The organism is Streptomyces sp. NPDC057010, assembly GCF_042673805.1.
GTDB lineage: Bacteria > Actinomycetota > Actinomycetes > Streptomycetales > Streptomycetaceae > Streptomyces.
Genome location: NZ_JBHUSC010000123.1, coordinates 1,885 through 2,717 on the forward strand (window position 1 = coordinate 1,885; position 833 = coordinate 2,717).

Annotated in this window: 1 protein-coding gene; it reads right to left on the reverse strand. The window is 62.8% G+C overall.

Going from position 1 to position 833, the window contains the following annotated elements; genetic code table 11:
• A partial coding sequence (gene istA, locus ACFTXQ_RS36515) for an IS21 family transposase (RefSeq protein ID WP_382649957.1) occupies positions 1-590 on the reverse strand: 590 nt, incomplete at its 3' end.
• Between the last annotated feature and the right edge of the window lie 243 nt (positions 591-833).

Genomic DNA, 833 nt, shown 5'->3' on the forward strand with positions numbered 1-833 from the left:
CGGCCAACCTTGTCCACGGCGGTCTTCATGTTGTCGTAGATGCCGCGCCGCGGCACGCCGCCGAACGCGGCGAACGCGCGGGCGTGCGCATCGAACAGCATCTCGTGACTCTGTGTGGGATAGGCGACGAGCCAGAACGCGCGGCTGGAGTTAAGTTTGACGTGGGCGACCTCCAGGCGTCGCCGCAGCCCGCCAATAAAAGCGTATTCGCAGCTCCAGTCAAACTGGAAGGCTTCGCCGGGTTCGAAGGCGAGCGGCACGAAGGCCTGCCTGCGAGGCGCCTCAGCCTGCTCCTCGTGCCCACGCCTGACGAACGCGCTCACCCGGCCGTCGCTGCCGGCGTAACCCTCGGCGCGGATCGCCTCGAACATGAACCGGGCGGTGCGCCGGTCACGCTTCGGGCGATGACTGTCGGCACGCAGCCAACCTGTCAGCTGTGCGGCCCAGTCGTCGATGACGCTCGGGCTGACGCGCTTCGGATACTTCGGCTCGACGGCATCAGTCTGCCGCAGCCAGCGGCGCACCGTGTTTCGGGACAGGCCCGTACGCCGCGCAATCTCGCGCAACGGGACCTTCTCGCGGAAATACATCCGCCTGATCTTGGCCAATATACCCACCGTGATCACCTTTGTATCCCCTGCTCAAAGATTGAGCAGAGCATTCAATCACGTGGGTCAAAATTCGATGAAAATTTCCAGCTCTAGTGGGTCAGTTCTGCCCGGACATCAACAGACGGGTTGAATCCGCAGTCGATCACCGCCATTGGCAACGAGCGGTCGTATTGTCCGAGACCTGATCTGACGTTGACTGACCGGTCAGGTCTCGGCCTATAC